General features: G+C 67.6%; 30 protein-coding genes and 1 tRNA gene. 12 read left to right on the forward strand and 19 right to left on the reverse strand.

Features of this window, described 5'->3' with window-relative positions:
• Window positions 1-16: 16 nt before the first annotated feature.
• Both AC1RR5_RS13335 and AC1RR5_RS13340 read right to left on the reverse strand, forming a co-directional pair.
• Window positions 17-223, reverse strand: a complete 207-nt coding sequence (locus tag AC1RR5_RS13335) for a DUF3126 family protein (RefSeq protein WP_047409605.1) — start codon at window positions 221-223, stop codon at window positions 17-19.
• Between the two features lie 15 nt (window positions 224-238).
• The gene (locus AC1RR5_RS13340; protein ID WP_492922134.1) at window positions 239-1,207 is read right to left on the reverse strand and encodes a LysR substrate-binding domain-containing protein; all 969 of its coding nucleotides are present in this window, start codon (window positions 1,205-1,207) and stop codon (window positions 239-241) included.
• Between the two features lie 73 nt (window positions 1,208-1,280).
• Between AC1RR5_RS13340 and AC1RR5_RS13345 the strand changes: the two genes are divergently transcribed.
• A complete protein-coding gene (locus AC1RR5_RS13345) occupies window positions 1,281-1,442 on the forward strand; it encodes a hypothetical protein (protein WP_492922135.1) in 162 nt (53 codons plus the stop codon).
• Between the two features lie 124 nt (window positions 1,443-1,566).
• On the opposite strand, the gene AC1RR5_RS13350 is transcribed toward AC1RR5_RS13345, so the two are convergent.
• The 3 genes from AC1RR5_RS13350 to AC1RR5_RS13360 are packed head-to-tail and all read right to left on the reverse strand — an operon-like array spanning window position 1,567 to window position 3,848.
• A complete protein-coding gene (locus AC1RR5_RS13350; protein ID WP_492922136.1) occupies window positions 1,567-2,352 on the reverse strand; it encodes a glutaminyl-peptide cyclotransferase in 786 nt (261 codons plus the stop codon).
• A complete protein-coding gene (cysE, locus tag AC1RR5_RS13355) occupies window positions 2,353-3,183 on the reverse strand; it encodes a serine O-acetyltransferase (RefSeq protein WP_492922137.1) in 831 nt (276 codons plus the stop codon).
• A gap of 59 nt (window positions 3,184-3,242) precedes the next feature.
• A complete protein-coding gene (locus tag AC1RR5_RS13360; RefSeq protein ID WP_492922138.1) occupies window positions 3,243-3,848 on the reverse strand; it encodes an NUDIX domain-containing protein in 606 nt (201 codons plus the stop codon).
• Between the two features lie 109 nt (window positions 3,849-3,957).
• Between AC1RR5_RS13360 and AC1RR5_RS13365 the strand changes: the two genes are divergently transcribed.
• Together AC1RR5_RS13365 and AC1RR5_RS13370 are read left to right on the forward strand one after the other, a co-directional pair.
• Window positions 3,958-4,575: a nitroreductase family protein gene (locus AC1RR5_RS13365; protein ID WP_492922139.1), complete on the forward strand. Its 618-nt coding sequence runs from the start codon at window positions 3,958-3,960 to the stop codon at window positions 4,573-4,575.
• Window positions 4,576-4,613: 38 nt separating this feature from the next.
• Window positions 4,614-4,904, forward strand: a complete 291-nt coding sequence (locus AC1RR5_RS13370; RefSeq protein WP_492922140.1) for a hypothetical protein — start codon at window positions 4,614-4,616, stop codon at window positions 4,902-4,904.
• Here AC1RR5_RS13370 and AC1RR5_RS13375 read toward each other — a convergent pair.
• The 3 genes from AC1RR5_RS13375 to queF all read right to left on the reverse strand — a co-directional run bounded on the left by AC1RR5_RS13375 (window position 4,901) and on the right by queF (window position 7,509).
• The gene (locus AC1RR5_RS13375) at window positions 4,901-5,662 is read right to left on the reverse strand and encodes a LytR/AlgR family response regulator transcription factor (protein ID WP_492922141.1); all 762 of its coding nucleotides are present in this window, start codon (window positions 5,660-5,662) and stop codon (window positions 4,901-4,903) included. The two genes, AC1RR5_RS13370 and AC1RR5_RS13375, sit on opposite strands and share 4 nt — an antisense overlap.
• Window positions 5,662-6,798: a sensor histidine kinase gene (locus AC1RR5_RS13380; protein ID WP_492922142.1), complete on the reverse strand. Its 1,137-nt coding sequence runs from the start codon at window positions 6,796-6,798 to the stop codon at window positions 5,662-5,664. Before AC1RR5_RS13380 ends, AC1RR5_RS13375 begins: the two co-directional genes overlap by 1 nt.
• Before the next feature lie 255 nt (window positions 6,799-7,053).
• Window positions 7,054-7,509: a preQ(1) synthase gene (gene queF, locus AC1RR5_RS13385; protein ID WP_492922143.1), complete on the reverse strand. Its 456-nt coding sequence runs from the start codon at window positions 7,507-7,509 to the stop codon at window positions 7,054-7,056.
• Between the two features lie 85 nt (window positions 7,510-7,594).
• Between queF and AC1RR5_RS13390 the strand changes: the two genes are divergently transcribed.
• Entirely contained in the window at window positions 7,595-8,389 is a 795-nt protein-coding gene (locus AC1RR5_RS13390; protein WP_492922144.1) for an SDR family NAD(P)-dependent oxidoreductase, read from the forward strand.
• 245 nt (window positions 8,390-8,634) lie between these two features.
• Entirely contained in the window at window positions 8,635-9,327 is a 693-nt protein-coding gene (locus tag AC1RR5_RS13395; protein ID WP_492922145.1) for a TorF family putative porin, read from the forward strand.
• A gap of 62 nt (window positions 9,328-9,389) precedes the next feature.
• Here AC1RR5_RS13395 and AC1RR5_RS13400 read toward each other — a convergent pair whose 3' ends face one another.
• The 4 genes from AC1RR5_RS13400 to AC1RR5_RS13415 all read right to left on the reverse strand — a co-directional run bounded on the left by AC1RR5_RS13400 (window position 9,390) and on the right by AC1RR5_RS13415 (window position 14,852).
• Complete coding sequence (locus AC1RR5_RS13400) at window positions 9,390-10,664, reverse strand: MFS transporter (protein WP_492922146.1); 1,275 nt, start codon at window positions 10,662-10,664, stop codon at window positions 9,390-9,392.
• A 2-nt stretch (window positions 10,665-10,666) separates the two neighbouring features.
• Window positions 10,667-13,057 (reverse strand): TonB-dependent siderophore receptor, encoded by a 2,391-nt coding sequence (locus tag AC1RR5_RS13405; protein ID WP_492922147.1) that lies wholly within the window; start codon window positions 13,055-13,057, stop codon window positions 10,667-10,669.
• Window positions 13,058-13,214: 157 nt separating this feature from the next.
• Window positions 13,215-13,940 (reverse strand): GntR family transcriptional regulator, encoded by a 726-nt coding sequence (locus AC1RR5_RS13410; protein ID WP_492922148.1) that lies wholly within the window; start codon window positions 13,938-13,940, stop codon window positions 13,215-13,217.
• Between the two features lie 96 nt (window positions 13,941-14,036).
• On the reverse strand, window positions 14,037-14,852 hold the full coding sequence (locus tag AC1RR5_RS13415) for a MetQ/NlpA family ABC transporter substrate-binding protein (protein ID WP_492922149.1): 816 nt from the start codon (window positions 14,850-14,852) through the stop codon (window positions 14,037-14,039).
• Between the two features lie 117 nt (window positions 14,853-14,969).
• Here AC1RR5_RS13415 and AC1RR5_RS13420 point away from each other — a divergent pair, with 117 nt between their 5' ends.
• The gene (locus tag AC1RR5_RS13420) at window positions 14,970-15,218 is read left to right on the forward strand and encodes a hypothetical protein (protein WP_492080488.1); all 249 of its coding nucleotides are present in this window, start codon (window positions 14,970-14,972) and stop codon (window positions 15,216-15,218) included.
• Window positions 15,219-15,227: 9 nt separating this feature from the next.
• Here the strand turns inward: AC1RR5_RS13420 and AC1RR5_RS13425 are convergent, their stop codons facing one another.
• The 4 genes from AC1RR5_RS13425 to AC1RR5_RS13440 form a co-directional block, all read right to left on the reverse strand.
• Window positions 15,228-15,578, reverse strand: a complete 351-nt coding sequence (locus AC1RR5_RS13425; protein ID WP_492922150.1) for a hypothetical protein — start codon at window positions 15,576-15,578, stop codon at window positions 15,228-15,230.
• 8 nt (window positions 15,579-15,586) lie between these two features.
• On the reverse strand, window positions 15,587-16,240 hold the full coding sequence (locus tag AC1RR5_RS13430; RefSeq protein ID WP_492922151.1) for a methionine ABC transporter permease: 654 nt from the start codon (window positions 16,238-16,240) through the stop codon (window positions 15,587-15,589).
• Window positions 16,240-17,232 carry a methionine ABC transporter ATP-binding protein gene (locus AC1RR5_RS13435; RefSeq protein ID WP_492922152.1) on the reverse strand — a complete coding sequence of 331 codons (993 nt, stop codon included), beginning with the start codon at window positions 17,230-17,232 and terminating at the stop codon, window positions 16,240-16,242. Before AC1RR5_RS13435 ends, AC1RR5_RS13430 begins: the two co-directional genes overlap by 1 nt.
• 70 nt (window positions 17,233-17,302) lie before the next feature.
• Complete coding sequence (locus AC1RR5_RS13440) at window positions 17,303-18,595, reverse strand: Xaa-Pro dipeptidase (RefSeq protein WP_492922153.1); 1,293 nt, start codon at window positions 18,593-18,595, stop codon at window positions 17,303-17,305.
• A gap of 201 nt (window positions 18,596-18,796) precedes the next feature.
• On the opposite strand from AC1RR5_RS13440, the gene AC1RR5_RS13445 reads away from it, so the two are divergent.
• The 3 genes from AC1RR5_RS13445 to AC1RR5_RS13455 all read left to right on the forward strand — a co-directional run bounded on the left by AC1RR5_RS13445 (window position 18,797) and on the right by AC1RR5_RS13455 (window position 20,056).
• Window positions 18,797-19,312, forward strand: coding sequence for a hypothetical protein (locus AC1RR5_RS13445; protein WP_492922154.1), 516 nt, complete (start codon window positions 18,797-18,799; stop codon window positions 19,310-19,312).
• A 61-nt stretch (window positions 19,313-19,373) separates the two neighbouring features.
• Window positions 19,374-19,458: transfer RNA gene (locus AC1RR5_RS13450), tRNA-Leu, on the forward strand.
• Window positions 19,459-19,657: 199 nt separating this feature from the next.
• Window positions 19,658-20,056: a helix-turn-helix domain-containing protein gene (locus tag AC1RR5_RS13455; RefSeq protein WP_492922155.1), complete on the forward strand. Its 399-nt coding sequence runs from the start codon at window positions 19,658-19,660 to the stop codon at window positions 20,054-20,056.
• Window positions 20,057-20,062: 6 nt separating this feature from the next.
• Here the strand turns inward: AC1RR5_RS13455 and AC1RR5_RS13460 are convergent, their stop codons facing one another.
• Window positions 20,063-20,827: a competence/damage-inducible protein A gene (locus AC1RR5_RS13460; RefSeq protein ID WP_492922156.1), complete on the reverse strand. Its 765-nt coding sequence runs from the start codon at window positions 20,825-20,827 to the stop codon at window positions 20,063-20,065.
• Between the two features lie 52 nt (window positions 20,828-20,879).
• Between AC1RR5_RS13460 and sfsA the strand changes: the two genes are divergently transcribed.
• From sfsA to map, 3 genes are all read left to right on the forward strand, one after another.
• Window positions 20,880-21,599: a DNA/RNA nuclease SfsA gene (sfsA, locus tag AC1RR5_RS13465; protein WP_492922157.1), complete on the forward strand. Its 720-nt coding sequence runs from the start codon at window positions 20,880-20,882 to the stop codon at window positions 21,597-21,599.
• A 73-nt stretch (window positions 21,600-21,672) separates the two neighbouring features.
• Entirely contained in the window at window positions 21,673-22,065 is a 393-nt protein-coding gene (locus tag AC1RR5_RS13470) for a hypothetical protein (RefSeq protein WP_492922158.1), read from the forward strand.
• A 105-nt stretch (window positions 22,066-22,170) separates the two neighbouring features.
• Window positions 22,171-23,001: a type I methionyl aminopeptidase gene (map, locus tag AC1RR5_RS13475; RefSeq protein ID WP_492922159.1), complete on the forward strand. Its 831-nt coding sequence runs from the start codon at window positions 22,171-22,173 to the stop codon at window positions 22,999-23,001.
• 48 nt (window positions 23,002-23,049) lie between these two features.
• Here map and AC1RR5_RS13480 read toward each other — a convergent pair whose 3' ends face one another.
• Together AC1RR5_RS13480 and radC are read right to left on the reverse strand one after the other, a co-directional pair.
• Window positions 23,050-24,294 carry a dipeptidase gene (locus AC1RR5_RS13480; RefSeq protein ID WP_492922160.1) on the reverse strand — a complete coding sequence of 415 codons (1,245 nt, stop codon included), beginning with the start codon at window positions 24,292-24,294 and terminating at the stop codon, window positions 23,050-23,052.
• Between the two features lie 121 nt (window positions 24,295-24,415).
• Window positions 24,416-25,171 carry a RadC family protein gene (gene radC, locus AC1RR5_RS13485; protein ID WP_492922161.1) on the reverse strand — a complete coding sequence of 252 codons (756 nt, stop codon included), beginning with the start codon at window positions 25,169-25,171 and terminating at the stop codon, window positions 24,416-24,418.
• Between the last annotated feature and the right edge of the window lie 17 nt (window positions 25,172-25,188).

The raw sequence follows: 25,188 nt of genomic DNA on the forward strand, positions 1-25,188 counted from the left end.
GCGCGCGGGAGGTCTCTTAGTCCAGGTCTTCGGCCAGGATGGCCATTTCGAACATGAACGAGCCGTCTTCGTCCTCGTCCTGGAAGACCACGCCGATGAACTCACCGGCGACTTCGACCTCGGCCGAGTCCTTCTGCTTCGGACGCGGCTTCACGGCGATGTGCGGGTTGCCGAAGGTGCGCTTCAGGTGCTTTTCGAGCTTGGCGACGGTCGTGGCGTCCACGGGGGGCCTCTTGTTCTAGCTGAGCGCCCGGGAGCGCGTTATCGGGGCGAAACTAGCGTCCGGGGCGATAGGCGCAAGCGCTTCCGGCGGATGAGGTGTGGACGCTCCTTCCGCCAGCAGCCAATCGCGGAACAGGACGGCCGCTTCGGTGGCGCCGTCGGGCGGGGTCACGGCCACGATCAGGGCGCGTCCGGGGGTGAAGCCCAGCGGCGCGACCAGCCGTCCGCTGGCCAGGTCCCGCTGCACGAAGGCCCACGGCCCGATGGCCACGCCCATCCCCGCCGCGGCGGCCTCGATCATGTAGAAATAGTGGTCGAACTCCTGCTCGCTGACCGGCGGCGGCAGGTGGTCGAGCGCGAAATTGCGCGCCCAGTCCGACCAGCTCTCCATGAAGGTGCGGGTCAGCAGGCGCGGCATGGCGCTGATCCGCTCGAGGGTCATGGGCGCCGACGCCGCCAGCTCCGGCGACATCACCGGCCCGTGGAAGTGCTCCATGAACGGCGTGACCACCGAGTCGTAAGTCACCACCGTGTCGGGCGAGCGCATGCGGATGGCGAGATCGATGCCATCGTCCCTGAAGTCGAACGGCCCGTTGGACTCGGCCACCCGCACCGGGATGTCGGGATGCGCGGCCTGGAAGCTGGGCAGGCGCGGGATCAGCCACTTCATGGCGAAGGTCGGCAGGCACGAGACGACCAGCGGCCGGGGCCCTGCCTCGAGCGGACGCGGCACGGCGGCCTGGATCTGGTCGAAGGCCGGCGACAGGGCCTGGGCCAGCTTCAGCCCCGCCTCGGTCATCCGTAGTCTTGAGCGCGGCCCTTCGGTCAGGGGCACGCCCAGGTGTTCTTCCAGCTGGCGGATCTGGCGGCTGACCGCGCCGTGGGTCACGCACAGCTCGTCGGCGGCCAGGGTCATGCGCCCATGCCGGCCGAACGCCTCGAAAGCGCGCAGGGCGTTGAGCGAAGGCAGTTGACGGCGTGCCATGTGAAGAAACCTCACAGAAGGCCGACCGATAAGTCGTTATCCGGGGAAGCGCAACCGGAGGATAGTCGCGCGCATGTCTTCCGCCGATCCCCGCCGCATTACCTTCCCACAGGTCCTGGCCCTGATGGCGATCTGGACCGCCGTGATCTACGGCCTGACGATCAAGTCGCCGCCGGACGTCGAACAAATCTCACTGAAGGGGAAGGTCCAGGCCTGCGCTTCGAAGGAAAGCTGACCCCCAGATAGGGGTTGGGCCCCGGCGCGGATCGCTGCCGGGGCCCAGGTCCGCCCACTAGGTCGGGGGGGCGTAGAGGGGCGGACGTGAGATAAACGCCAGCCCCCGAACGCGGTTCCACCACCTATCGGGGAGTCGTAAGTTTTATTTCGAACAGCTTCGGCCACAGCTTGCCGGTCACGAACAGCCGGTCCTTGGCCGCGTCATAGGCGATGCCGTTGAGCACGTCGTCCTTGGTCCCGGTGACCCCGGCTTCCTTCAGCAGGCCCGCCAGTTCGATCCAACCGGTGACGTTGCCGGTCTTCAGATCGATGCGGGCGATGCGGGTGGTCTGCCAGACATTGGCCAGCAGCTCGCCCTTCACCCATTCCAGCTCGTTGAGGTTTCGCACCGGCACGCCGTGATCGGTGACCTCGATGCGGCCGGTCTCCTTCAGGGTGTCGGGGTCGAGGAAGCGGATGAACGAGGTGCCGTCGCTCATGATCAGGCGCTTGTCGTCGCGGGTCAGGGCCCAGCCCTCGCCCGGATAGCTGAACTCGCCGATCCGCTCGAAGGTGTCGATGTCGTAGATGATGCCGATCTCGTCGGTCCAGGTCAGCTCGTACAGCCGGTTCTTCCAGTCGACGATGCCCTCGCCGAAATAGCGGCTGTCGACGATGCGCTCTTGTTCGGAGACGCCGGTCTCGAGGTTCCACTTGCGGATGAACGACCGACCTTTCAGGCCCGTGCTCTCGAAGATGAAGCCGTCGCGGTAGAACAAGCCCTCTGTGAAGGCGTTGGTGTCGTGCGGATAGGCCTTCACGACGGTGTAGCCGCCGACCGGAGCGGTGGCGGCCGACACCGGCGCGGGCGCGCAGGCGGTCAGCGCGACCGCCAGCAGAACGCCGCTCAGACTACGAAGTAGGTTCACCTAGATCTCGTAGGAATAAACGGTCTCGGCCAGGGTATGGTCCATGGTCCGGGCCGGCTCCTCGCAGGTCGGGCAGTTGACCAGGCGCGCGGGCACGCCAGCGGCCGTGCAATGGGCCGGCACCGGGCGCAGCACCACCGAACCCGAGGCGATCTTGGCGTAGTCGCCGATGGTGATGTTGCCCAGCACCTTGGCGCCGGCGCCTAGCAGGACGCCCTTGCCGATCTTGGGGTGACGGTCGCCGCGATCCGCGCCGGTGCCGCCCAGGGTCACGCCGTGCAGCATCGAGACGTCGTCGCCGACCACCGCGGTCTCGCCGATGACGATGCCGGTGCCGTGGTCGATGAACACGCCCTTGCCGATCTTGGCGGCCGGATTGATGTCGACCTGGAAGATCTCGCTGGCCCGGCTCTGTAGATAGAAAGCCAGGGTCTCGCGGCCCTCGTTCCACAGCCAGTGCGACACGCGATGGGTCTGCAGCGCCAGGAAGCCCTTGAAGAACAGGAACGGCTGGACATAGCCCTTGCAGGCCGGGTCGCGCTCGAACACCGCCTTCAGGTCGGCCTCCGCGGCCTCGACCAGGGACGGATCGCTCTCGAAGGCGTCGGCGGCGAACTCACGCGCCGTCATCGCCCGCATCTCCTGGTCCCCCAGCTTGCGGGCAAGCTGGAAGGTCAGGGCGTCGGCCAGGTTGTCGTGGCTCAGGATCACCGCGTTCAGCAGCGACGCCAGCGCGGGTTCGTCCTTGGCCGCGTGTTCGGCCTGGTTGCGCAGCGCCACCCAGACCGGGGTCTCGGTGTCGGACGTCACAACTTCCAGAGGCTTGGCCATCGGGCTCTCCCTTCCCTGCAGCCGCATACATAGAGCATCTTCAATAAAGATGCTCCTACTCAGAGAATGAGCGCGGCCAGTTCGGCCGGAAGCTCCCCTCGGACCGCCATATGGTGCGTTCTGAGCAATAGCGCCACCGTGATTGCGTCAGGCATGTGACCGGCGGTCGCCGCCTCCAGCGCTTCGCGGAACGGAACGCGGGCGACGGCGAAGTCTTCGGTCTCGTCCGGCTCGCCCTGCGCGGGCGACAGATCCATGGCCAGGAAGCCGTGGCAAATCTCGTCGGTGACCGAGTTGGAGAGCTCCATCCGCAGGATCTGGCGCCAGTCGGCGGCCTGCAGGCCCACCTCCTCGGCCAGTTCGCGCTTGGCGCCGTCCAGCGGATCCTCGCCGTGCGGCGCGCCGCCTTCGGGCAGCTCCCAGCTGTAGTTGGCGAGGCTGAAGCGGTTCTGGCCGACCAGGGTCACCGTGCCGTCCGCGTGCAGGGGCACGACGCCGATCGCCTGGTTCTTGAAGCCGACCTTGCCGTACAGCGCCGGCCGGCCCGTGGGCGCGATGGCCTGGTACTCGGTCAGGGTGATCCACGGATTGTCGTAGACGACCTTGCTGGACGAAACGCCCCAGGGGTTTCCGTGCGGCTTCAGCCAGGACGGTTTATCCGACATTCCCACCTCGAACTTATCGCCCGCGCGCCGCTTTTATCGGTCGCGCCCGGTTCCATCTCGGCCCCGCAGGGCCTACCTGACGCCCTTACAACGCTTCGGAGAGATCGTCTTGGCAGCTTCCGTTCCCCCCGCCCCGCAATTCGCCGAAACGCTGCCGATCGAGGCGTCGCCCGAAGTCGTGGCGTTCCTGGCCAAGCGGCGGTCGGCCTCGGCCATGACCCTGGCCGCTCCGGGCCCGGACGCGGACCAGCTGGCGGAACTGCTGCGTCTGGCCGCCCGCGTGCCTGACCATGGCAAGCTGGCCCCCTGGCGGTTCGTCATCCTGCAAGGCGCGGCCAAGGACGCCTTCGCCGAACGGATCACCCAGCTGGCCGACAGCCAGGCCAACCCGACCAAGGCCAACGCCGCCCTGCGCAAGCTGACCCGCCCGCCGGTGGCCGTGGCCGTGATCTCGCGCTTCATTCCCGGTGAGATCCCCGAGTGGGAGCAGCGCCAGAGCGCCTCGGCCGTCTGCCATCAAATGCTATTGGCCGCCGCCGCCCTGGGCTGGGGCGCCAACTGGATCACCGACTGGTACAGCTACGACCCGCGCGCCACCGCGATCCTGGGCCTGGCCGAGGGCGAGCAGGTGGCCGGCTATCTCTATATCGGGACCTCGACCGAACAGCCGCAGGAGCGCGTGCGCCCCGACGTGGCGGCGATCACCACCGAATGGAGCCCTGCCTAGAGCCGGGCGTTTCCTCTGAACTCAGCAGGAGAGTGAAGATGGCGCGGCGCAAAGATCCCTGGACGACCCTGGCTTTCGACAGCTGGTCCCTGGGGCTGGAGGCCTCGTCCGTCATCGGCATGCGGATGATGAAGCTGGCCGCCGGCGGCGCGGCCGCCCAGGCCGAGGCTCAGCTGATGGTCGGGGAGAAGGTCGCGACTAGCCTGACCCTGCCGATGCTGGCTATGACCGGCCAGCTGGGCGCCTCCGGCCCGGCCATCGCCTCGGGCTCGCTGGCCCATCTGCGCAAGAAGGTGCGGGCCAACCGTCGCCGGCTCGCGAAGGGCTAGACCTCTTCCACCACAAGGCCCAGCCGCGCCTGTACCGCCTTCACATAGGTCGGGCCCACCGGCACGGCGACGCCGTCGCGCAGGACCAGGGCGATCAGGCCCTTGCCCAGGCGATTGACGGCCTCGACCCGGTCGGGGCTGACGAAGGCCGAGCGGTGGACGCGGATCATCCGGGCCGGGTCCAGGCCCTGTTCCAGGGCGCTCATGGTGATGCGGTGGATATGGCTGCGCGTGGCCGTGTGCAGCAGGACATAGTCCTTGGCCGCCTCGATCCAGTCGATCTCGGTCACCGCCACGCGGATGTGGCCCTGGCGGGTCGCGACCCAGATGCCGTCCAGGTCGTTCTCGCGAGACGGCGCGACGGCCTCGGCCTGCTTCTCGAACACTTTCTGCAAGGTGCGGCGGCGACGGGCCCGCTCGACGGCCTGGCGCAGACGGTCGAAGCGCACGGGCTTCAGCAGATAGTCGGCGGCCTCGACCGCGAAGGCGTCAGCGGCATAGACCTCGAAGGCGGTGACGAAGACAATCTCGGGCCGGGTCTCGGGCGGCAGCTCGGACGCCAGGGCCAGGCCGCTCAGCTCCGGCATCTGGATGTCCAGCATGACGAGGTCGGGCGTCAGGTCGGCGATCGCCTGGGCGGCCTCGCGGCCGTTGCGGGCCACGCCCACCAGTTTGCTCTCGGGGATCTGGGCGAACAAGGCCGAGAGCCGCTCCAAAGCGGCCGGCTCGTCGTCGACCAGCAGGACCTTCAACGTCATCACGCCGCCCTTGCCCCTGGAGATTGGGCCTGCGCCATCTCGAAGCGCAGCGGCATCCGGAGCAGGACCAGGAACCCGCGCTCCCGGGGCGCGGCCTGCAGCACGCCGCGCTCGCCGAACAGTACTTGCAGCCGTTGGCGGACATTGTTCAGGCCGACACCCATGCCAACCCCCTCGGACACGCAGGGTTCGCCGTCGTCCTCGACGATGATGACCAGATCGTCGCCGTCCCGCGAGGCCTCCAGCCTGATGGTCACCGGCCGGCTGGTGCGGGCCACGCCGTGCTTGACGGCGTTCTCAATCAGCGGCTGCAGGATGAAGCTGGGCGCCAGCGCGCCGCGCAGCTCGGGCGGGCACGAGAACTCCAGGCCCAGCCGGTCGCGGAAACGGACGCTCTCGATCTCCAGATAGGCCTGCAGGGTGGCCAACTCGTCGTCCAGCGGGATCATCGCCTCGGGGTCGGCCGCCAGGGTCAGGCGCAGGAATTCGGCCAGCCGCGCCAGCATCGACTCGGCCTCGTCGTTGCGGCCGGTGATCACGCAGGCCGAGACGGCGTTCAGGGTGTTGAACAGGAAGTGCGGATTGAGCTGGTAGCGCAGGGCTGCCAGCCGCGCGGCGCTGGCCTGGGCCTCGGCGGCCAGGGCCTGGGCGCGGGCGTCGGCCAGCTGCCGGTCGCGCTCGCGGGTCACCCGCACGGCGATCATCATCAGATAGAGCGCGCCCAGCAGGGCGAACATCCAGGCCGCGATCATCAGCTGGCTGGCGGCGCGCGCCGCCACCACGCGCGGCGCGGGATGGGCGCCGTCCAGCACCGCCCGCAGATGGCCGCCGATCACCAGGTCCGCCGCCGCCATGACGACACCCAGACCCAGCACCGCCGGGACCAGGGCCGCGAAACGCACCGGCCGGTCGTCGTCGCGCGGCGTGCGCCCGGCCCGGACATAGACGAGGATCGAGAGCAGCGCCCCCAGGCCCATGAACAGGAAGTGGCTGGCCAGAACACCCGGCAGCGGCGCCTTGTCGGCGGCCAGGTACGGCAAGGCGAACAGCAGCGTGTCCAGCCCCCAGACACCCAGGGTCAGCAACAGCGCCTGCTTGAAAAGGTCCGACTTCAGCCCGACGTCGATATCTTTCATGGGCGCAGTCTAACGCAAGCCAGGCCGCGTGCAGCCCTCGTCCGACGCACGGAGGTCGCGTTTCGTCGCTCCGCCGCCGGGCGAAACGGTCCCGTCGCACATCGCCTGACACGAACGTCGGGAGGCGCGATCAACGCCTCGTCCTTCCGGGTGCTCCGAGGCGTTCAACCCTCATTAGCGTGTCGGTCCCGCCTGGAAGGACGCTCCCGAACTAAAAAGGCGCGCCAGGCTCAGGCGCGCCTTTGATCATTTGGCTCAGCCGCGGCCGCGATAGGCCGGCACGCCCTGGTCGGGGATCCACAGGCCTTCCGGCGCCGCGCCCGTCTGCCAGAACACGTCGATCGGGATGCCGCCGCGCGGATACCAGTAGCCGCCGATGCGCAGCCAGCGCGGCTGCGCGATCTCCACGATCTTGCGGGCGATCTTCACCGTGCAGTCCTCGTGGAACGAGCCGTGGTTGCGGAAGCTGGTCAGGTAGAGCTTCAGCGACTTGCTCTCGATCAGCCAGTCGCCCGGCGCGTAGTCGATCACGAGATGGGCGAAGTCGGGCTGGCCGGTGACGGGGCACAGCGAGGTGAACTCCGGCGCGACGAAGCGGGCCAGGTACAGCACGTCGTGCTGCGGATTGGGCACGCGCTCGAGGACGGCGGCCTCGGGGTTTTCGGGGGCGTCGACGACGCGGCCCAGCTGGGTGACGTTGAGATCGGTCATCGCCGCGATTTAGGCCTCCGACAGCCGCGAGACAAGCCGCACGGGGCTCGCTACAACGTCGCAAACAAGTGTTTGGGAGAGAGACATGCGGGACTTCGACGGTTTCACGGTGGTGATCACGGGCGCTTCCACGGGTCTGGGCCGCGCGATCGCGGTCGAGGTGGCCCGGCGCGGAGCCGGCCTGGTGGTCGTCAACTACGCCCGCAGCGCTGACGAAGCCGCCGAAACCGCCCGCCTGGTCGAGGCCGAGGGCTCCAAGGCCGTGCTGGTCCAGGGCGACGTCGCCAAGGACGAGGATTGCAGGAAGATCGTGGCGGCCGCCGCGCCGACGGGCCGCATCGACGCCCTGTTCAACAATGCCGGCATGACCAAGTTCGCGCCCAACCACGCCGACCTCGACGCGGTGAATGCCGAGGACTTCCTGCAGCTCTATTCGGTCAATGTGGTCGGCGCCTTCCAGATGGTTCGCGCCGCCCGCGCCCTGCTGGAAGCCGCGCCCTCGCCCGGCGCCGTGGTCAACACCTCGTCGATCGCCGCCGTCCAGGGCATCGGCTCGTCGATTCCCTACGCCGCCTCGAAAGGCGCCATGACCACCATGACCCTGTCCCTGGCCCGGTCGCTGGGCCCCCGCATCCGCGTCAACGCTGTCTGCCCGGGCTTCATCGACACCCCGTGGTTCAAGGACGTACCGGACGAATCGATGGAGCGCCTGCGGGCCGGCGCGGCCGCGGCAACGCCGCTGAAGGCGGCCTCGACTGCGGAAGACATCGCCGGCGCCGCCGTGTTCCTGGCCAGTCCGGCTTCGCGCCACGTGACCGGCGAAACGCTCCTGGTCGACGCAGGCCTGCACCTCGGCGGCGCAAGTCTTTCTATGCGGTAAAAGCCACAGCCAAGTCAGATTCGGTTTTCCGTCAGCTGTGACTTAGCTGCGCCTATTCTGCAGCAAAATCGTCACACAGCGCCTAAACTTTAAGCGGTAGCTGCCCTTCTTGCTGGCGTTCGGACTCCCCTGATTGCAACTAAAGGCGTGCCCCCAACAGATCAGTCGGGGACGCAATGCGCTTGCAGGCGCCGTCGGGGCTCGGGAACCAACCCGAGAGACGACACAGAAAAGGGGATAGAATTATGAAAGCCATGAAGATCGCGCTGGCCGCCGCCGCCGCTACCGTCGCCCTGTCGGGCGCCGCGATGGCCGACGAGCTGAAGCTCTCGTACAACCTGGGTGTCACCAGCGACTACGTGTTCCGCGGTGTCAGCCAGACGCAGGAAGACCCGGCCATCCAGGGCGGCGTCGACGCCACCTACGGCATCGGCTACGCGGGCGTCTGGGCCTCGAACGTCGACTTCGGCGCCGATGACCCGACCGCCGAGATCGATTTCTACGCCGGCGTCCGTCCGACCCTGGGCGACACCTCGTTCGACCTGGGCGTGCTGTACTACGGCTACGTCAAGGACAAGGGCCTGACCCCCGGTTCGTACAGCTACACCGAGTTCAAGGCCGCCGCCTCGCGTCCGGTCGGTCCGGCCACCTTCGGCCTGGCCGTGTACTACTCGCCGGAATTCCCGGGCAAGACCGGCAGCGCCGTGTACTACGAAGTCAACGGCGCCGTGCCGCTGATGGACAAGCTGACCCTGAGCGGCGCTCTGGGCCACCAGGAAATCAACCACGCCGGCGACTACGCCACCTGGAACCTGGGCGTGACCTACGCCGTCACCGAAAAGCTGGGCATCGACCTGCGCTACTCGGACACCGACGAGCACGGCTACGGCAAGATCTACGACAGCCGCGTGGCCGTCGGCCTGAAGGCCGCATTCTAAGCCTTACGGTTTAGGATCGAAGGATCAGCCGCCCCGGTTCGCCGGGGCGGCTTTTTCTTTGCCTAGACGGGCGCCTTCGGAGGCCGCATGGCCAGGACGGCGACGAACACCACCGCCGTCACGGCCGCGAACAGCTGGAAGGTCGGCGAGAACCCGCCCAGGCGGTCGCGCATGGCCCCGGCGATGAACGGCCCCGCCGCCGAGACCGCGCCGACCAGGCAGGTCAGCGAGAAGAGCTCAAGGTTCGACTGGCGGCCGTAGTAGTTCAGCAGCAGCACGGTGACGGCCAGCACGGTCAGGCCGAAACCCACGCCCGTGCCGATGGCGTAGACCAGCATCAGGGCTGGGCTCGTCGCCTTGGCCAGGGCCAGCAGGCCGACGACCAGCATCCCCTGGGCCAGAATCAGCAGCCAGCGCGGGTCGACGCGGTCGCCCAAGGCGCCGCCGGCCAGGCGGGCCAGGGTCTGCATCAGCGATTCCAGGCTCAGCATCTTGGCGGCCAGGGCAGCGGCGGCCACGGCGGCGATGCCCGCGGCGATACCCAGCTCGGTCAGGTGGGTCACCGAGACGCTGGCGACGGTCACCCCGACCAGCAGGTGGCTGAAATAGGCGGCCACCAGGATGTAGAACTGCGGCGTGCGCAGGGCCTGCTGGACGGTCCACTCATGCGAGGTGCGGTAGACGCGGGCGTCGGCCGGGGCCTGACGGGCCTCCTGCTCGACTTCCAGGTCGACTTCGTGGGCGGCCTGGGCCAGCCACTTGGTGCCGCCGACCATCAGGGCGCAGATCAGGCCGACCACGGCGGCCAGCGCCGCCTGGACGATCCAGTAGAGCCGCCAATCGTTGCCGCTGCCGCCCATCAGGCTCAGCGCCATCCACGGCCCGGCCGCGCCGCCCAGCGAGCCGAAGGTGAAATAGATGCCGAACGGCAGGGCGCGCTTGCGAAACAGCGACGACAGCACGTGGGTGCCGGGGATCAGGGCCGCCATCTGGAAGCCCACGCCGCAGGCGGCCGCGCCGACATAGTAGCTGAGCAGGCTCTCGGAATTGGCCAATCCCAGGAAGCCGCCCGCCAGCACCGCCGCGCCTGCCAGCAAGGTCCCGCGCACGCCGATCTTGCGGATCAGGATGGCCGGCAGCCACGACGAGGCGCCGGTGAAGACACCCAGCACGGAGAAGCCCAGGAACGCCTTCTCGAAACTCCACTTCAGCTCGCCGATCATCGCTGGCAGCACCACGCCCAGCGAGCCGTAGGTCGAGGCGGTGATCAGGAATAGCAGCAGGCTGAAGCCCGCCAGCAGCAGCCACGGGCGGAAGCGGTCTTCGACTTGGGTCACGATCAGAACGTCCGCTTCAGGGTGGCCCGCCACTCCCGGCCCTTGCCCGGCAAGGCGCCGAGGTTGGCGTAGGTGTCGGCGTCGGGGGTGAAATAGAACTTGTCGAACAGGTTATCGATGTTGACCGACAGGGTGTACGGGCCACGGTTCACGAAAGCTGAAGCGTTGACCAGGCTGTAGGCCGGATAGCGCACCGCGTTCTGCACCGTGCCCGCCGTGCGGCTGACGTGGCTGACCCCGACGGTCGCGCCCGCCTGGCCCCAGTCGTAACCCTTGCTGGTGTAGGTCCCGTACAGGCTGACCACCGACTTGGGCGTCAGGGTGTAGGCGTAGTCGCCGCTACGTCCCGGCAGGCTGTTGAATGCCCACACCACGTATGAGCCGCCATAGCCCTGGGCGCCGCTGACGCCGGCGGCATAGGCTGGGATGTACTGGAACGAGGTGTCCGGCCCCTTCACCGTCGTGCGCTGGCTGTTGCCGGCGAAGGTGAACGACAGGCGCTCGGAGGCCAGCCAGCGGACCTCCAGTTCGACGCCCTTAGCGCGCGTGCCCTGCACGGTCGGCGGCGAGATAGCGCCGGCGATCTGGGTGCGGTTCTGCTTGTAGGCCGCCAGCGAGCCGATCAGGGTCCCGCGCAGCAGCTGGAACTTCACGCCGGCCTCGGTCAGGTCCGAGCTCGACAGCCACGAGCCGTCGGCCACCAGGTTTGGGGCGACGTCGCCGGCCTGGCTCATCTCCAGAGCGGCGGCTTTGGCGTAGCTGACATAGGGCATCAGGCCGATGGGCAGCTTGTAGGTCAGGCTGGCGCTGTACGTCGCCTTGTCGCGGTCGTCCTGCTGTTTGCCGGCGATGACGTAGCTGAGGATCCCGGTGTCCTGGCTCTCGACGCTGTAGTGGTCCCAGCGACCGCCCAGCACCAGGTTCAGCCGGCCAACGTCGATGTCGGAGGTGACGAAGACGCCGGTCTGCTTCCAGGTCGAGCGGTTGTCGTTCTCCCACTGCACGCCGACGCCGCCCGGCTCGGTATCGAAGGGGCTGTCGATGGTGTCGGTGGGCGTGGCGCCATAGCTGATGTCGCGGCGGTCCAGGGCGATCAGGCCGCTGTTGTAGCTCTCGCGCCGACGGCCCTCGAACCAGCGGTGCGAGCCGCCGACCAGGGTGTTGGCGTGGACGGCGCCCAGCTGCGTCGGGAAGGCGTAGGTCAGCCGGATCTCGCTGACCTTGGCGTCGACCGCCGAGGGGTAGCCGTACGAGACAAAGCGCTTGTTGTCCTGGCGGTCGTGAAACAGCTGCAGCTTGATCGAGCGGTCGTCGCCCAGGTCCTTCGCCAGGTCGAAATAGAGCGTCTGGGTGTTGGTCTTCGAGAAGTCGGCCCCGCTGATATAGACCGTGCGGCGATCCAGCTTGGTCGTGCCGACGCCGACGTCCAGGGTGTGGGCCGCGTCGGTGGTCGGGAAGCCGTAGTACGGCAGGTACAGCGCGCTGGCGTACGGATAGAAGCCGATCTCGTTCGGGGTCAGCTTGCCGTTGCCGTCCACGTCCCGCAGCGTCGCATCACGGCCGGTGATGTAGGTGCGGTTGTCGATCAGGTCCTGGGTCAGGCGGTTCCAGCCGGGCGTCTGCACGTCGCCGTCCGAGTGGAACACCATGCCGCCGAAGGCCGTGCTCCAGCCGTCGCCCAGGTCGAAGTCGGACGACACCTCCAGCGTCTGGTGACGCGGGTAGACGCCCTTGTAGTAGCTGTGGCTGTCCTCGACCTCGCCATAGACATAGACGCCGCCGTCAGCCCGACCGAGCGAAACCGGCGCGCCGAACTGGCCTGTGACCAGCTTCTTGTTGTAGCTGCCGAAGGTGGCGGTGATCTCGCCTTCCGGCCCGGCCAGGAAACGGCCTTCATCGCGGGCGGACTTGGGGATGAAGTTGACCAGGCCGCCGACCTTGCCGGCGCCATAGACCGGGGTCGGCGGGCCGCGCAGGATCTCGATGCGCGAGGCCCCGCCGATCGGGGTCGAATAGGCGCCGCGGTTCTCCACCCGCTTGAAACCGCGGAAGTAGTTCTCGGCCAGGGTGCCACGGATGTTGAGCGAGCCAGGCACGCCGTAGAAGCTGGCCGTGTGGGTCCCGGGCGAGACCTTGGTCGCCCCGTCCAGGGTCAGGACGCCGTAGCGCTCCAGGGTGATGTCGCTGACCAGGCTGACCGAGCGCGGCGTCTCGATCAGCGGCTTGGCGATGCCGAAGACGGTCTGGCTGGGTTGCTTTTCGAGCAGGCCCGCCTTGTCGCGCGCCACGATGATCACCGCATCGACCTGATCAGTGATCTGGGTCTCGGCCAATGCCGGCGAGGCCAGCAAGGCTAGGGCGGTGGCGGAGAGTAGAGCGGTTCTGGACGACATCGGACTTCAAGCCTTCGGTCCGCTGGGCGGGGAGTCCCCTGCGGTCACGGTCCGATATCTGGTGACGCCATGACGTTCGTCAAAATGCCTTCTGACATTTCAGTTAAGATTGCGAAGGCGCTGTGGCGAGAAAGTCGCAGCTTACGTAAGGGTCAAGTCAGGCCGCGCCGACGTGCGGTCGAGTCTGGGCCTCGGGCTGCACGTTCAGGATGCGCAGCATGGCGTTGCGGGACGCCTCGGCGTCGCCGCCGGCGATGACGCGGGCGACCTGGCGGTGCTCCTCGATCTCGTCCATCAGCTCCTGCTCGGTGGCGCCGTTGAACGAGAACACCCAGAAGCGGGCGGCCTTGTGCTGCAGAGGGATCAGGATGCGCGCCAGGGCCAGGTTGCCCGAGGCCCGCGCCACCAGGGCGTGGAAGCGCAGGTCCATGGCCACCAGGGCCGGCAGGTCACAGGTGCGGGCCGCTTCCTCGCCCTCGGCGAAGACCTCGTACATGGCTTGCGCCTCGGCTTTGGACGCGTTGCGGGCCGCCAGTTGGGCGCAGTGCGGCTCGATCAGCACCCGCGCGTCATAGCCCTGGCGCAGCTCGACCAGGTCCAGCGGCGCGACCATGGTGCCCGAGCGGGCCCGGCGGATCACCAGCCCCTCCAGCGCCAGGCGCCCCAGGGCGTCGCGCACGCCGGCGAGACCGGTGTCGTAGTGGGCGGCCAGCGACTGCTCGTCCAACCGCGCCCCGGCCGGCAGCGCCCCCAGGATCAGGTCCAGCAGGATGCGCTCATAGACCTTGGTCTTCTGCAGGTCCGGCGACCAGTCCTCGAGGCCCGAGGAATTGGCGACGTCCAGCACCAGGGTGCGGCCGAGGTTCAGCGAAGGCGAGGCCATGGGCGATCCGTGAAGAGCGGTCGCTGATAGGTAGTGTGAAATTTCAGACGTTTCTAGTCAGATCCGTTCCGCGATGCGGAACGGTGGACCAGCGCCTCAGAACGCCGGCACCACCGCGCCGTTGTATTTCTTCTCCAGGAACGCCTTCACGTCCGGCGAGGTCAGGGCGGCGGCCAGCTTCTTGACGCGCGGGTCGTCCTTGTTGTCGGGACGGCCGACCAGGTAGTTCACGTACGGGCTGGTCTTGTCCTCGGCGATCAGCGCGTCCTTGGACGGGTTCAGCTTGGCGTCCAGGGCGTAGTTCGTGTTGATCACCGCCAGGTCGACCTGGTTGAGGATGCGCGGCAGGGCCGGCGCTTCCAGCTCCTTGAACTTCAGGTTCTTCGGATTGCTGGTGATGTCCTTCAGGGTGGCCAGATCGGTCTGGTTCTTCAGGGTGATGACGCCGTTCTTGGCCAGCAGGAGCAAGCTGCGGGCCTCGGTGCTGGCGTCGTTGGGAATGGCCACGGTGGCGCCGTTCGGCACCTCGGCGATCGACTTCCACTTGGACGAATAGGCGCCGATCGGCTCGACGTGCACGCCGGTGATCGTCACCAGGTTCGTGCCCTTCTCGCGGTTGAAGTCGTTCAGATAGGGCAGCGTCTGGAAGTAGTTCACGTCGATGCGCTTCTCGGCCACCTGCGTGTTGGGCTGGACGTAGTCGTTGAACACCTTGATCTCGAGGTTCAGGCCCTCGGCGGCCAGCTTCGGCTTGATGAACTCCAGCACCTCGGCGTGCGGGATCGCCGTGGCGGCCACCGTCAGGGTGTTGGGCGCGCTGGCCTTGGGCTCTTTCGGGCCGCAGGCGGCGAGGGTCATGGCGGCGAGGCCGAGAACGAGAATAGCGCGGCGGGCGACCATGAACGGCTCCATAAGGCGATCTGACGGGTAGGGTTTTGCCCGCTCAGCGGCCTCGGAGGAAATCAGATTTCCTGAGGGGGCGTCGAGTGATCGCTTGACCGCCCTCGCGAACAGGCGGCTTGCATGGGGATGGCCAAAGAAACCGTCCACATCGTGCAGTCCTACATCGCCGGACGCGGCAAGGGCCTGAAAGCCGAGCAGCAGGTCGGCTGCAAGACGGCCGAAGAGGCGCGCCGCAAGGCCGAGCGCCTGGCCCCGCTACGCGAAGGCGTCGTGGCCTTCACGGTCAGCGCCGACGTCGAACTGGGCGACTATGACGAGAACCCGGACATCCTGTTCAAGGCCGGCCGGCTGCCGTTCCCGTTCGACCAGGCCTAGTCCCTAAACCTAGTCTTCGTCGTTGGCGGCTTCCGGCACGTCCGGATCGCCGTGGATGGCCCAATTGGCGACGAAGTCGGGCTTGTCGCCCGACAGCGTGGTCACACCCGCCTCGGCCGGCGCGATGGCCGAGGTCTGGGGCGGCAGGGTGTAAGTGTCGCCGTCGTGCTCGCCCAAGAGGTCCATCACGATGCCCTCGGCCTCGGTGGCGTCGATGACCACGCCGAAGAACTGCTGGCGCTCGACCACGTCGCCATCGTCATCCAGGAACGTCAGGTTCATCAGCAGGGTCTTGCCGATCAGGGTCTCGGCGAAGGCGGCGTCCCAGTGCTGGTCGCCTTGATCGATATCGTCGGTCATCTCTAGCTCTATTTGTGCGAGACGCGGCGCACCACCGCGTCGCCGATCATTTGCAGAACCTGCACCAGCACCAGCATCAGCACGACGGTCACGATCATGACGTCGGTCTGGAAGCGCTGGTAGCCGAAGCGGATGGCGAGATCCCCCAGCCCGCCCGCGCCGACCACGCCGGCCATGGCGGTGTAGGACACCAGGGCCACAGCGGTCACGGTCGCGGCCGCGACCAGGCCCGGCAGAGCCTCGGGCAGCAACGCGCCCAGCACCACCTGCCGCCGCTTGGCGCCCATGGCGAAGCTGGCCTCGATCACGCCCTTGTCGACCTCGCGCAGGGCCGTCTCGACAAGGCGCGCGAAGAACGGCGCGGCGCCCACGACCAGCGGCGGGATGGCCCCGGCCACGCCCAGCGAGGTGCCGACCAGGGCGACGGTCAGCGGGATCATCACGATCAGCAGGATCACGAACGGCACCGAGCGCAGCACGTTGACCAGCAGCGACAGCAGGCCGTTGGCGGCGCGGTTCTCCAGCATCTGGCCCTTGCCGGTCAGGAACAGGATCACGCCCAGCGGCAGGCCCAGGGCGATGGTCAGCACCATCGAGCCGCCCAGCATGGCCAGGGTGTCGAGCGTGGCTTGGCCGATTTCCGACCAGTCGATGTTTTCCATCAGGCGGTCTCCCCGCTCAGATCCTCGACCCGGACGCCGGCTTCCTTGAACTTGGCGATCGCGGCCGTCACGTCGCCGCCGGTCAGGGCCAGGGTCAGCTGGCCGTAGGGCGTCTCGCGCAGACGATGGATGCGCCCGCCCAGGATCGAATAGTCGACTCCGGTGGTGCGGGCGACCTCGCCCAGCACCGGCTTGTAGGTCGCCTCGCCCCGGAAGGTCAGGCGCACTAGGCGACCGTCGACGCCGGAGGCCGAGACCTCGCCATCGGCCTCGCGCACGAAGCGGCGGGCCGTGTCGCTGGTCGGATGCAGAAAGACGTCCTCGACGGCGCCCTCCTCCACGACCCGGCCGGCTTCCAGCACGGCGACGCGGTCGCAGACGCGGCGGACCACGTCCATCTCGTGGGTGATCAGCACGATGGTCAAACCAAGTTCGCGGTTCAGGCCCGAGACCAGGTCCAGGATCTGCTCTGTCGTCTCGGGATCCAGCGCGCTGGTGGCCTCGTCGCACAGCAGGATCTTGGGACCCGTGGCCAACGCCCGGGCGATGCCGACCCGCTGCTTCTGGCCGCCCGACAGCTGGGCCGGAAACTTGTTGGCATGGTCCGAGAGACCGACGCGGTCCAGCAGCTCGGCCGTGCGCGCCTTGACCTCGGCGGCCGGACGCCCGGCCAGCTTCAGGGGGAAGGCGACGTTCTGGGCGACGGTCTTGCCCGACAGCAGGTTGAAGTGCTGGAAGATCATCCCGACGCGGCGGCGCAGGGCCCGCAGGCCGTCGACGCCCAGGGCCGCCACGTCGTCGCCGTCGACCACCACGCGGCCACCGGTCGGCGTCTCCAGGCCGTTGATCAGCCGGATCAGGGTCGACTTGCCCGCGCCCGAAGCGCCGATCACGCCGAACACCTCGCCGGCCTTCACCGACAGCGAGACCTCGCTCAGCGCGGCATGGCCGCCTGTCGAATAGGTCTTGGAAACAGCCTCGAAGGCGATCACGTCGAAGGTCCTGTGAATGGGGAGCGCTGCATCTAGGCGCTCCCCGTCCGTTAGTCGAGGCCGGCGGGTATCAGGGCTGCTTCACCACCGCGCCGCCCTTCATCACGAACACCGGCTTTTCCAGCGTCGTCACATCGGCCAGCGGATCGCCCGACACCGCGATGATGTCGCCGAAGCGCCCGACGGCGACCTGGCCGACGTCCTTGGTCTGGCCCAGGGCCTCGGCGGCGGTGACGGTCGCGGCCTGGATCGCCTGCAGCGGGGTCGCGCCGTAGCGGACCATGACCGCGAACTGCCTGGCGTTGTCGCCGTGCGGATAGACCCCGGCGTCGGTGCCGTAGATCATCTTCACCCCGGCCTTCAGCGCCTTCTTGAAGTTCTGGCGCTGGATTTCGCCGATATCGCGGTCCTTGCGCAGGTTGTCTTCCAGCACGCCGTTCTTCTTGCCCTCGGCCTGGGTGTAGTCGGTGTTGTAGATGTCCATCGAGAAGTAGGTCCCGTGCTGGATCGCCAGCTTGATGCCCTCGTCGTCGACCAGGCTGACGTGCTCGATGGTGTCGATGCCGGCCTTGATGGCCTCGCGGATGCCGCTGGCCCCGTGGGCGTGGGCGGCGACCTTCAGGCCGGCCATGTGGGCCTCGTCGGCCACGGCGTGCATCTCTTCCTGCGTCAGCTGCTGCTGGCCCGGCTCGTCGCCGCGCGAGAAGACGCCGCCCGTCGCGCAGATCTTGATCACCTGGGCGCCGTACTTCTTCAGCGTCCGGACGACCTTGCGGGCCTCTTCCGGGCTGTCGATGTTGTAGGGACTCTTCTCGTCCATCGACGGCGGGAAGAAGGTCGAGTCGCAGTGGCCGCCGGTCGCGCCGATCGCATAGGTCGCCGTGACGATGCGCGGGCCAACCACGTAGCCGGCATCGATCGCCTCGCGCAGGCCCACGTCGTCGAAGTCGGCCGAGCCGACGTTGCGGATGGTGGTGAAGCCGGCGTCCAGGGTCTTCTTGGCGTTTGCCACCTGGACCACGCTCCAGAAGCGGTCACTGTATTCCAGGCTATTATAGCCGCCGATCTCGGCCAGGCCGTCGATGTGCGTGTGCATGTCGATCAGGCCCGGCAGCAGGGTCGCGCCCGGCAGGTCCGTGACCTTGGCCCCGGCCGGAATCGGGTCACCCTTCTTGCCGATGCTGGTGATGCGGCCATCGGTGACGATCACCAGCGGATTGTCGACATATTTGCCGGTCGCCACGTCCAGCAGGCGGGCGGCGCTGACCGCCTCCACCTGCGCGGCGCTGGCCGCGCCAGCGCCCAGCAGCACTGCCGCCGCGACCGCCGCCTCGATCCCCTTACCCATGTGATCCGTCCCCATCCAAATTGAGCACGGTGACGCTAGCACGGCCCAGGAAAGGGTCGAGCCCTCTTGCGCCGAGGCGATCAATCAAAGCTCTGCCGTGTAAATTGTAAGATCGTCGAGGAACCGACACAGAAGAAGTTCGCTAACTCTCCAGTTCCGCTTCAACAAGTCGATCGCCAATCCTCCCCGAAACAGCGACCCTACGGAGACTTATCCATGACCAATAGCAAAGCTATTCTTATTTCGGCCGCAATTGGCACGCTCGCCATTGGCGCCGCTTCGTCCGCCCTGGCCCAGTCCAGCGGCCAGACCTTGTCCGACAAGGCCCAGTACGAGTTCGCGGCCAATAACAACTGGATCGCCACCAACCTGCAGAAGCGCGTCGTGGCCGAAGCCCCGACCATTCCCAACCGCTTCAACCTGGCCACCGGCTATCAGCGCACCGGCCGCATCGAGACGGCCAAGAACTACTATCAGACCCTCGCCAACGAAGGCGAAGGCGTCGGCATGGAGCAAGGCTGGCGCAGCCGCAACTTCGACGTCGGCATGACCTCGGCCGACCGCCTGCTCTACATCGACTGGCTGCAGAACGGCGCGGCCCGCCGCTCGGGCGCGGTGGCGGCCGGCGAGGCGGCGACCAACGTCTCGGCCACGATCGGCGGCAACGGCGACGCCGAGGTCACCGACGCACAGGCCCGCGCCCTGGACCGTCAGGCCCGCGCCGGTCGCTAACCTTGATACCACCGTCCCTCCTCGACCCCGGCGAGCCGATGGCTTATGGGGTCGAGGACATGGGGACGTGGCGGAATCGGTAGACGCGCCGGACTTAAAATCCGTTGGAGCAATCCGTGTGGGTTCGAGTCCCACCGTCCCTACCAAGACTAAGAATCCCGCGGTCCACCTGCGAGGCAGACGCCGCAATACTTCTCGTCATTCGGGAATAAACGTTCCGTCGAGGAATAAACGTTTCTTGACGCTTCGACTCCCGCCACGATCGCGCCCGCGTCACGCAGGCGATCGGTCTCGCGCGACGGCTCGATGAGTTGCCTCCCCACCCGTCGCGTTCGAGTATCTGACATGGCTGAAGACAAGACCCCCGATCCCGTCGACATTCATGTCGGCCGCCGCCTCCGTATGCGCCGCAAGGACCTGGGCTACTCCCAACAGGCCCTGGCCGACGCCCTGGGCCTGACCTTCCAGCAGGTGCAGAAGTACGAGGGCGGTTCGAACCGCATCAGCGCCAGCAAGCTGCAGGCGACGGCGATGTTCCTGAAGACGCCGATCGGCTTCTTCTTCGAAGGCCTGGACGATCCGGAAGGCACGGACACCACCGCCGCCGATCTCGCCAACGAGATGGCCGACTTCTGGTCCCTGCCCGGCGCCCCCGAACTGGCCCGCGCCTTCACCGCCATCAAGTCGACCGGCATGCGCAAGCACCTGGTCGACCTGGCCCGTGCGGTCGCCGGCGACGAGTGATCTGAATTACGCGGGGTCGGCCAGCAGCTCGATGTTGTTGGCGCCCGCTTCCGTCAGCGCCGTGATCAGCTCGGCCACGGCCGCGTCCAGCTCCGCCGCATCGCGCCCGCGCAGCACCAGGTTGGCGCCGTAGACGTCCGGCGGGCTGAAGAACGGATAGCTGCCCAGCGACATGTCCGGATGGGCTTTCGCCACCGCTTCCAGCGGCGCGGCGATCGTGCCCTCGCCCGTGCCGGTGACCCGCACGGTCTTGTTCAGCACCACAGCGCCGGTGCGCAGGCGGGGACCGACGTCCTCGAGCATGCCGCGCATGATCGCCGGCACGCCCGCCAGCACGAAGACATTGTCCTTCAGGAAGCCGGGCGGGCCCTGCACCGGGTTCTTCACCAGGCTGCCGCCTTCGGGCACGTGCGCCATGCGGCGGCGGGCGGCGTTGGGCTCGCCCCAGCGCTCGCGCAGCATGGCCATGATCTCGGGATGCTCGGGCGCGGTGACGCCAAACGCCTTGGCGATCGAGTCGGCGGTGATGTCGTCGTGGGTCGGACCGATGCCGCCGGTGGTGATGACGTAGTCGTAGCGGGTCCGCAGCGCGTTGACCGCGTCGACGATGTCCTGCTCGACATCCGACACCACGCGGGCCTCGCACAGGTCCACGCCGTAGGTCGCCAGGTACCGGGCGATGGCCGACAGGTTCACGTCCTGGGTCCGGCCTGACAGGATCTCGTCGCCGATGATCATGACGGCGGCCGTCACGCGCTCGCTGGTGGTCATCGCGTCGATCCCTTATGTCGCTTCGGTCTTACGCTCCCGACTTAGGCTCCGCATGCTGCTCCCGCAACCGCTCGTTCATGGCCGCCTCGTCAGCCGCTACAAGCGGTTCTTCGCCGACCTCGTGCTGGACGACGGGCGCGAGATCACCGCCCACTGCCCCAATCCCGGCGCGATGCTGGGCGTGCGCGACGCCGGCCAGGGCGCCTGGGTGTCGTGGTCGGACGATCCCAAACGCAAGCTGGCCTGGACCCTGCAATGCGTCGAGCAAGGCAACGCCCTGGTCGGCATCAACACCCTGCTGCCCAACAGGCTGGTCGCCGAAGCCCTGGCCAACGACTGGATCCCCGAGCTCACCGGGTACGCAACCATCAAGCCCGAGGTGAAATACGCCGAGGCCAGCCGCGTCGACTTCCTGCTGACCCACCCGGACCGCCCGCCGTGCTGGCTGGAGGTCAAGAACTGCCACTTCTCCCGCACGCTCGGCCTGGCCGAGTTTCCCGACTGCAAGGCCGACCGCTCCACCCGCCACCTCAGCGACCTTGCCGCCCAGGTGGCCGAGGGCCACCGCGCCGTAGCGCTGTTCATCGTCCAGCGCGAGGACTGCGAGACCTTCAGCGCCTGCGCCGACTTGGACCCGAAATTCACGGCGGGCCTGGACGCGGCGGCCAAGGCCGGCGTGGAGGTGCTGGTCTATGCCTGCGCGATGAGCACTGAAACGATCCGCGTCGACCGCCGCATCCTGTGGACCAACGCTCACCTAACGGCGATTTAAGCTGCAATCGTCGCGCCTTCAGTTACCCATTCGCCCGGCTCGCGGCCAGAGGCTCGCGGATTGAGGGGATCGCATGAAGAGGACCGTACTGGCGCTCGTCGTACTGGCGCTGGCGGTGTCGGGCTGTGGGCGGACCGATCCGAGCAAGCCCGAGAACGGCTTCATGACAGGCCTGCGGGCCGTGTTCGCGTTCAAGGCCTGCACCGACAAGCTGGAGAGCCGCTTCGGCCTGAAGGAGATCGGCGACGTCAATTCCAACGACATGAAGCCCAACCCCGCCGGCAAGCCGGGCGAGTGGGACGTCAGCTTCACCGCCGACGTCACCGAGAAGCCGACCGGCCGCGTCACGCGCTACAAGGGCGTCTGTCATGTGCGCCGCGACAAGCCGACGGCCCTGGACGCGACCTTCATCAAGGAAATTCGTCCGGCGACGGACACGGTGCGACGCATCAACCCGGCCCGATAGGCGTTTGAAACCGGGCAAGGGCTTGAAATCCGTGCTAGGATCAGCAGATACGCCCCTTCCCGCCTGATCGCCGCCCCACGTGCGGCAGCGACCGCTGAGTAGAGCATGACCTTGGACAACGCCCTCGAGATCGAAGCCGAGACCCGCACGGGCCAGATCAAGATCCACAAGCCGGAAGACTTCGAGGGCATGCGCAAGGCCGGCAAGCTGGCCGCCGAGTGCCTGGACATGCTGGTCCCCCACGTGCAGCCGGGCGTCTCGTCCGACGAGCTGGACCGCTTGGCCCGCGAGTTCATCCTGGACCACGGCGCCCTGCCCGCCTGCCTGTACTATCGCGGCTACCCCAAGACGGTCTGCATCTCGCGCAACCACGTGGTCTGCCACGGCATCCCGGGCGACTGGAACCTGAAGGAAGGCGACATCGTCAATATCGACGTCACCGCCATCGTCGACGGCTGGCACGGCGACACCTCGCGCATGTACGGCGTCGGCGAAGTGGGCCCACGCGCCCGCCGCCTGGTCGAGATCACCTATGAGGGCATGAAGCGCGGCCTGGACGCCGTGAAGCCGGGCGCCACGCTGGGCGACATCGGCCACGCCATCCAGAGCTACGTCGAGGCTCAGCGCTGCTCGGTCGTCCGCGACTTCTGCGGCCACGGCCTGGGCAAGGTGTTCCACGACGCCCCGAACATCCTGCACTTTGGCCGCCCTGGCCAAGGCGCGGTGCTGAAGCCAGGCATGTTCTTCACCGTCGAGCCGATGGTGAACCTGGGCAAGCCGGCCGTGAAGGTGCTGAACGACGGCTGGACCGCCGTGACCCGCGACAAGTCGCTGTCGGCCCAGTGCGAGCACTCGATCGGCGTGACCGAGGACGGCTACGAGGTGTTCACCGCCTCACCGACCGGGCTGTTCCAGCCGGCGATCCTGGGCGCTTAATCAGGACAAGGCGGACGCTCCTTCTGGGAGCATCCGCCGTCTGTTCTTCTACTTCGCCGCCACGCTCTTGGCGTAGGCCTGCGCGCCCGCGACCAGGCGCAGCACGTTGCCGCTCCAGATCGCCTGGATGTCGGCGTCGCTATAGCCCTCGGCCTTCAGCCGCGCCGTGATCTTGGGCAGGTCGGCCACGTCCTCGAAGCCTTCGACGCCGCCGCCGCCGTCCCAGTCGGCGCCGACGCAGACGCCCTTGGGGCCTGCGATCTTCAGGGTGTGCAGCATGCTGGCCATGAAGGTGTCGAAGTTGGCGCGCACCGGCGGGTATTGCTTGTCGACCGCCACCTTCTTGGCCATCCACGCCACGATCTCGGCCTGGCTGCCCTCGTCGCGCGGCGGGCGGCCGATGGCTTCCATAGCCGCCTTGCGCTCGGGGCTGTCGGCGCTGGCGCGCAGATAGACCGAGTTGATGCAGATGGCGCCGCCGCTGTCGGCGATCTTCTTGATGCGGGCGTCATCCAGATTGCGCGGGTGGTCGAAGATCGCCTTGGCGCCCGAGTGCGAGGCGATGATCGGCGCCTTGGACATCGCCACCGACTGGTCGACGATGTCGTCGCTGGCGTGGCTGACATCGACCAGGATGCCCAGGCGGTTGGCCTCGGCCAACCAGCGCAGGCCCAGCGGCGAATAGCCGTTCCAGATCTTGCCCTTGGGATCGGTCGAGCTGTCGGCGAACTGGTTGTTGCGGAAGTGGACCGGACCGGCCATGCGCACGCCGGTGGCGTAGAAGGTCTGGAGCAGGGTCAGGTCCTCGCCGATCGGCCAGGAGTTCTCGATGCTCTGGAAGACGAAGCTCTTGCCCGCCTTGTTGATCCGCGCGGCGTCCTCGGCGGTGTAGGCCAGTTCGAACTGGTCGGGGTGGGCGGCGACCATCTCGCGGATCTCGGTCGCGCGCTCCAGGGCGAAGTCGCGGGCCTTGCGATAGCCCTCGGCGGTCAGCTCGCCCTGGCCGGTGTAGATCACGTAGAAGCCGCCATCCAGGCCGCCGGCCTTCATGCGCGGCAGATCCACCTGGCTGCCGTCCTTGGCGACGCCGTGCTCGTCCAGCATCGACCAGCCGTGGCGGGCGAAGTGCTCGGGCGTGTCAAGGTGGGTGTCCAGGACCAGGAAGCTGTCGTGCAGCGTCTTGATCGCCTTGGTGACCTCACCGGGCTTCTCTGGCGGCTTCTTTTCAGCAGCGTGAGCCATGCCCCCCAGCAGGGCGGCGGATCCGAGCAGAACGGTGAGCAGGCGACGCATGAGCAGACTCCGAACGAAACCAAGGCCGCGACGCTCAAGGTTTCAACGGAGGGCGTCAAGCCGACGTCGGGCGTCCTGATGAGAAAATTCTCGTCCTGATCCGATCTACATCAGACCCAGTCTACATAAGGCCAAGGGCCTTGAAGCTGGCCACGCCCTCGCGGCCGACCACCAGGTGGTCGTGGACGGCAATCTTCAGCGCCTTGCCAGCCTCGACGATCTGCTTGGTCATGTCGATGTCCGGCCGCGACGGAGTCGGGTCGCCGGACGGGTGGTTGTGCAGGATGATGATGTTGCTGGACGACAGCTCCAGCGCCCGCCGCATCACCTCGCGCGGATAGACCGGGGCGTGGTCGACCGTGCCGCGGTTCATCACCTCGTCGGCGATCAGCTGGTTCTTCTTGTCGAGGAACAGGACGCGGAACTGCTCGCGCGACTCGTTGGCCAGGGCGACGCGGACATAACCGAGCAAGGCGCTCCAGGACGAGATCACCGGCCGCTTGACGATCTTGTCGCGGCCGGCCCGCAAGGTAGCCTCGTGCAGCAGCTTGATGTCCATGGCCGCCGTCTCGCCAACGCCCGGGACCGTGGCCAGCTCCTCGATCGTCGCCCCCAGCACCGCGCCCAGCGAGCCGAAGCGGGCCAGCAGCGCCTTGGCGATCGGCTTGACGTCGCCACGCGGGAAGGTGCGGAAGAGATAGAGCTCCAGCAGTTCGTAGTCCGGCAGGGCCACGAAACCGCCGGCCTTGGCCCGCTGGCGCAGACGGTCGCGGTGACCGGCGTGATGGGCGTGAGCCGAGCGCTTCTTGTTTGCCACGACCGGCGCGGGCGGAAAGAGCTCGGCGTCCGAGACGCCCAGGGATTTGACGCTGACCATGCCGCCCTCGACCTTAG

The sequence above is a fragment of the Caulobacter sp. GW821-FHT11E11 genome, from assembly GCF_058808315.1.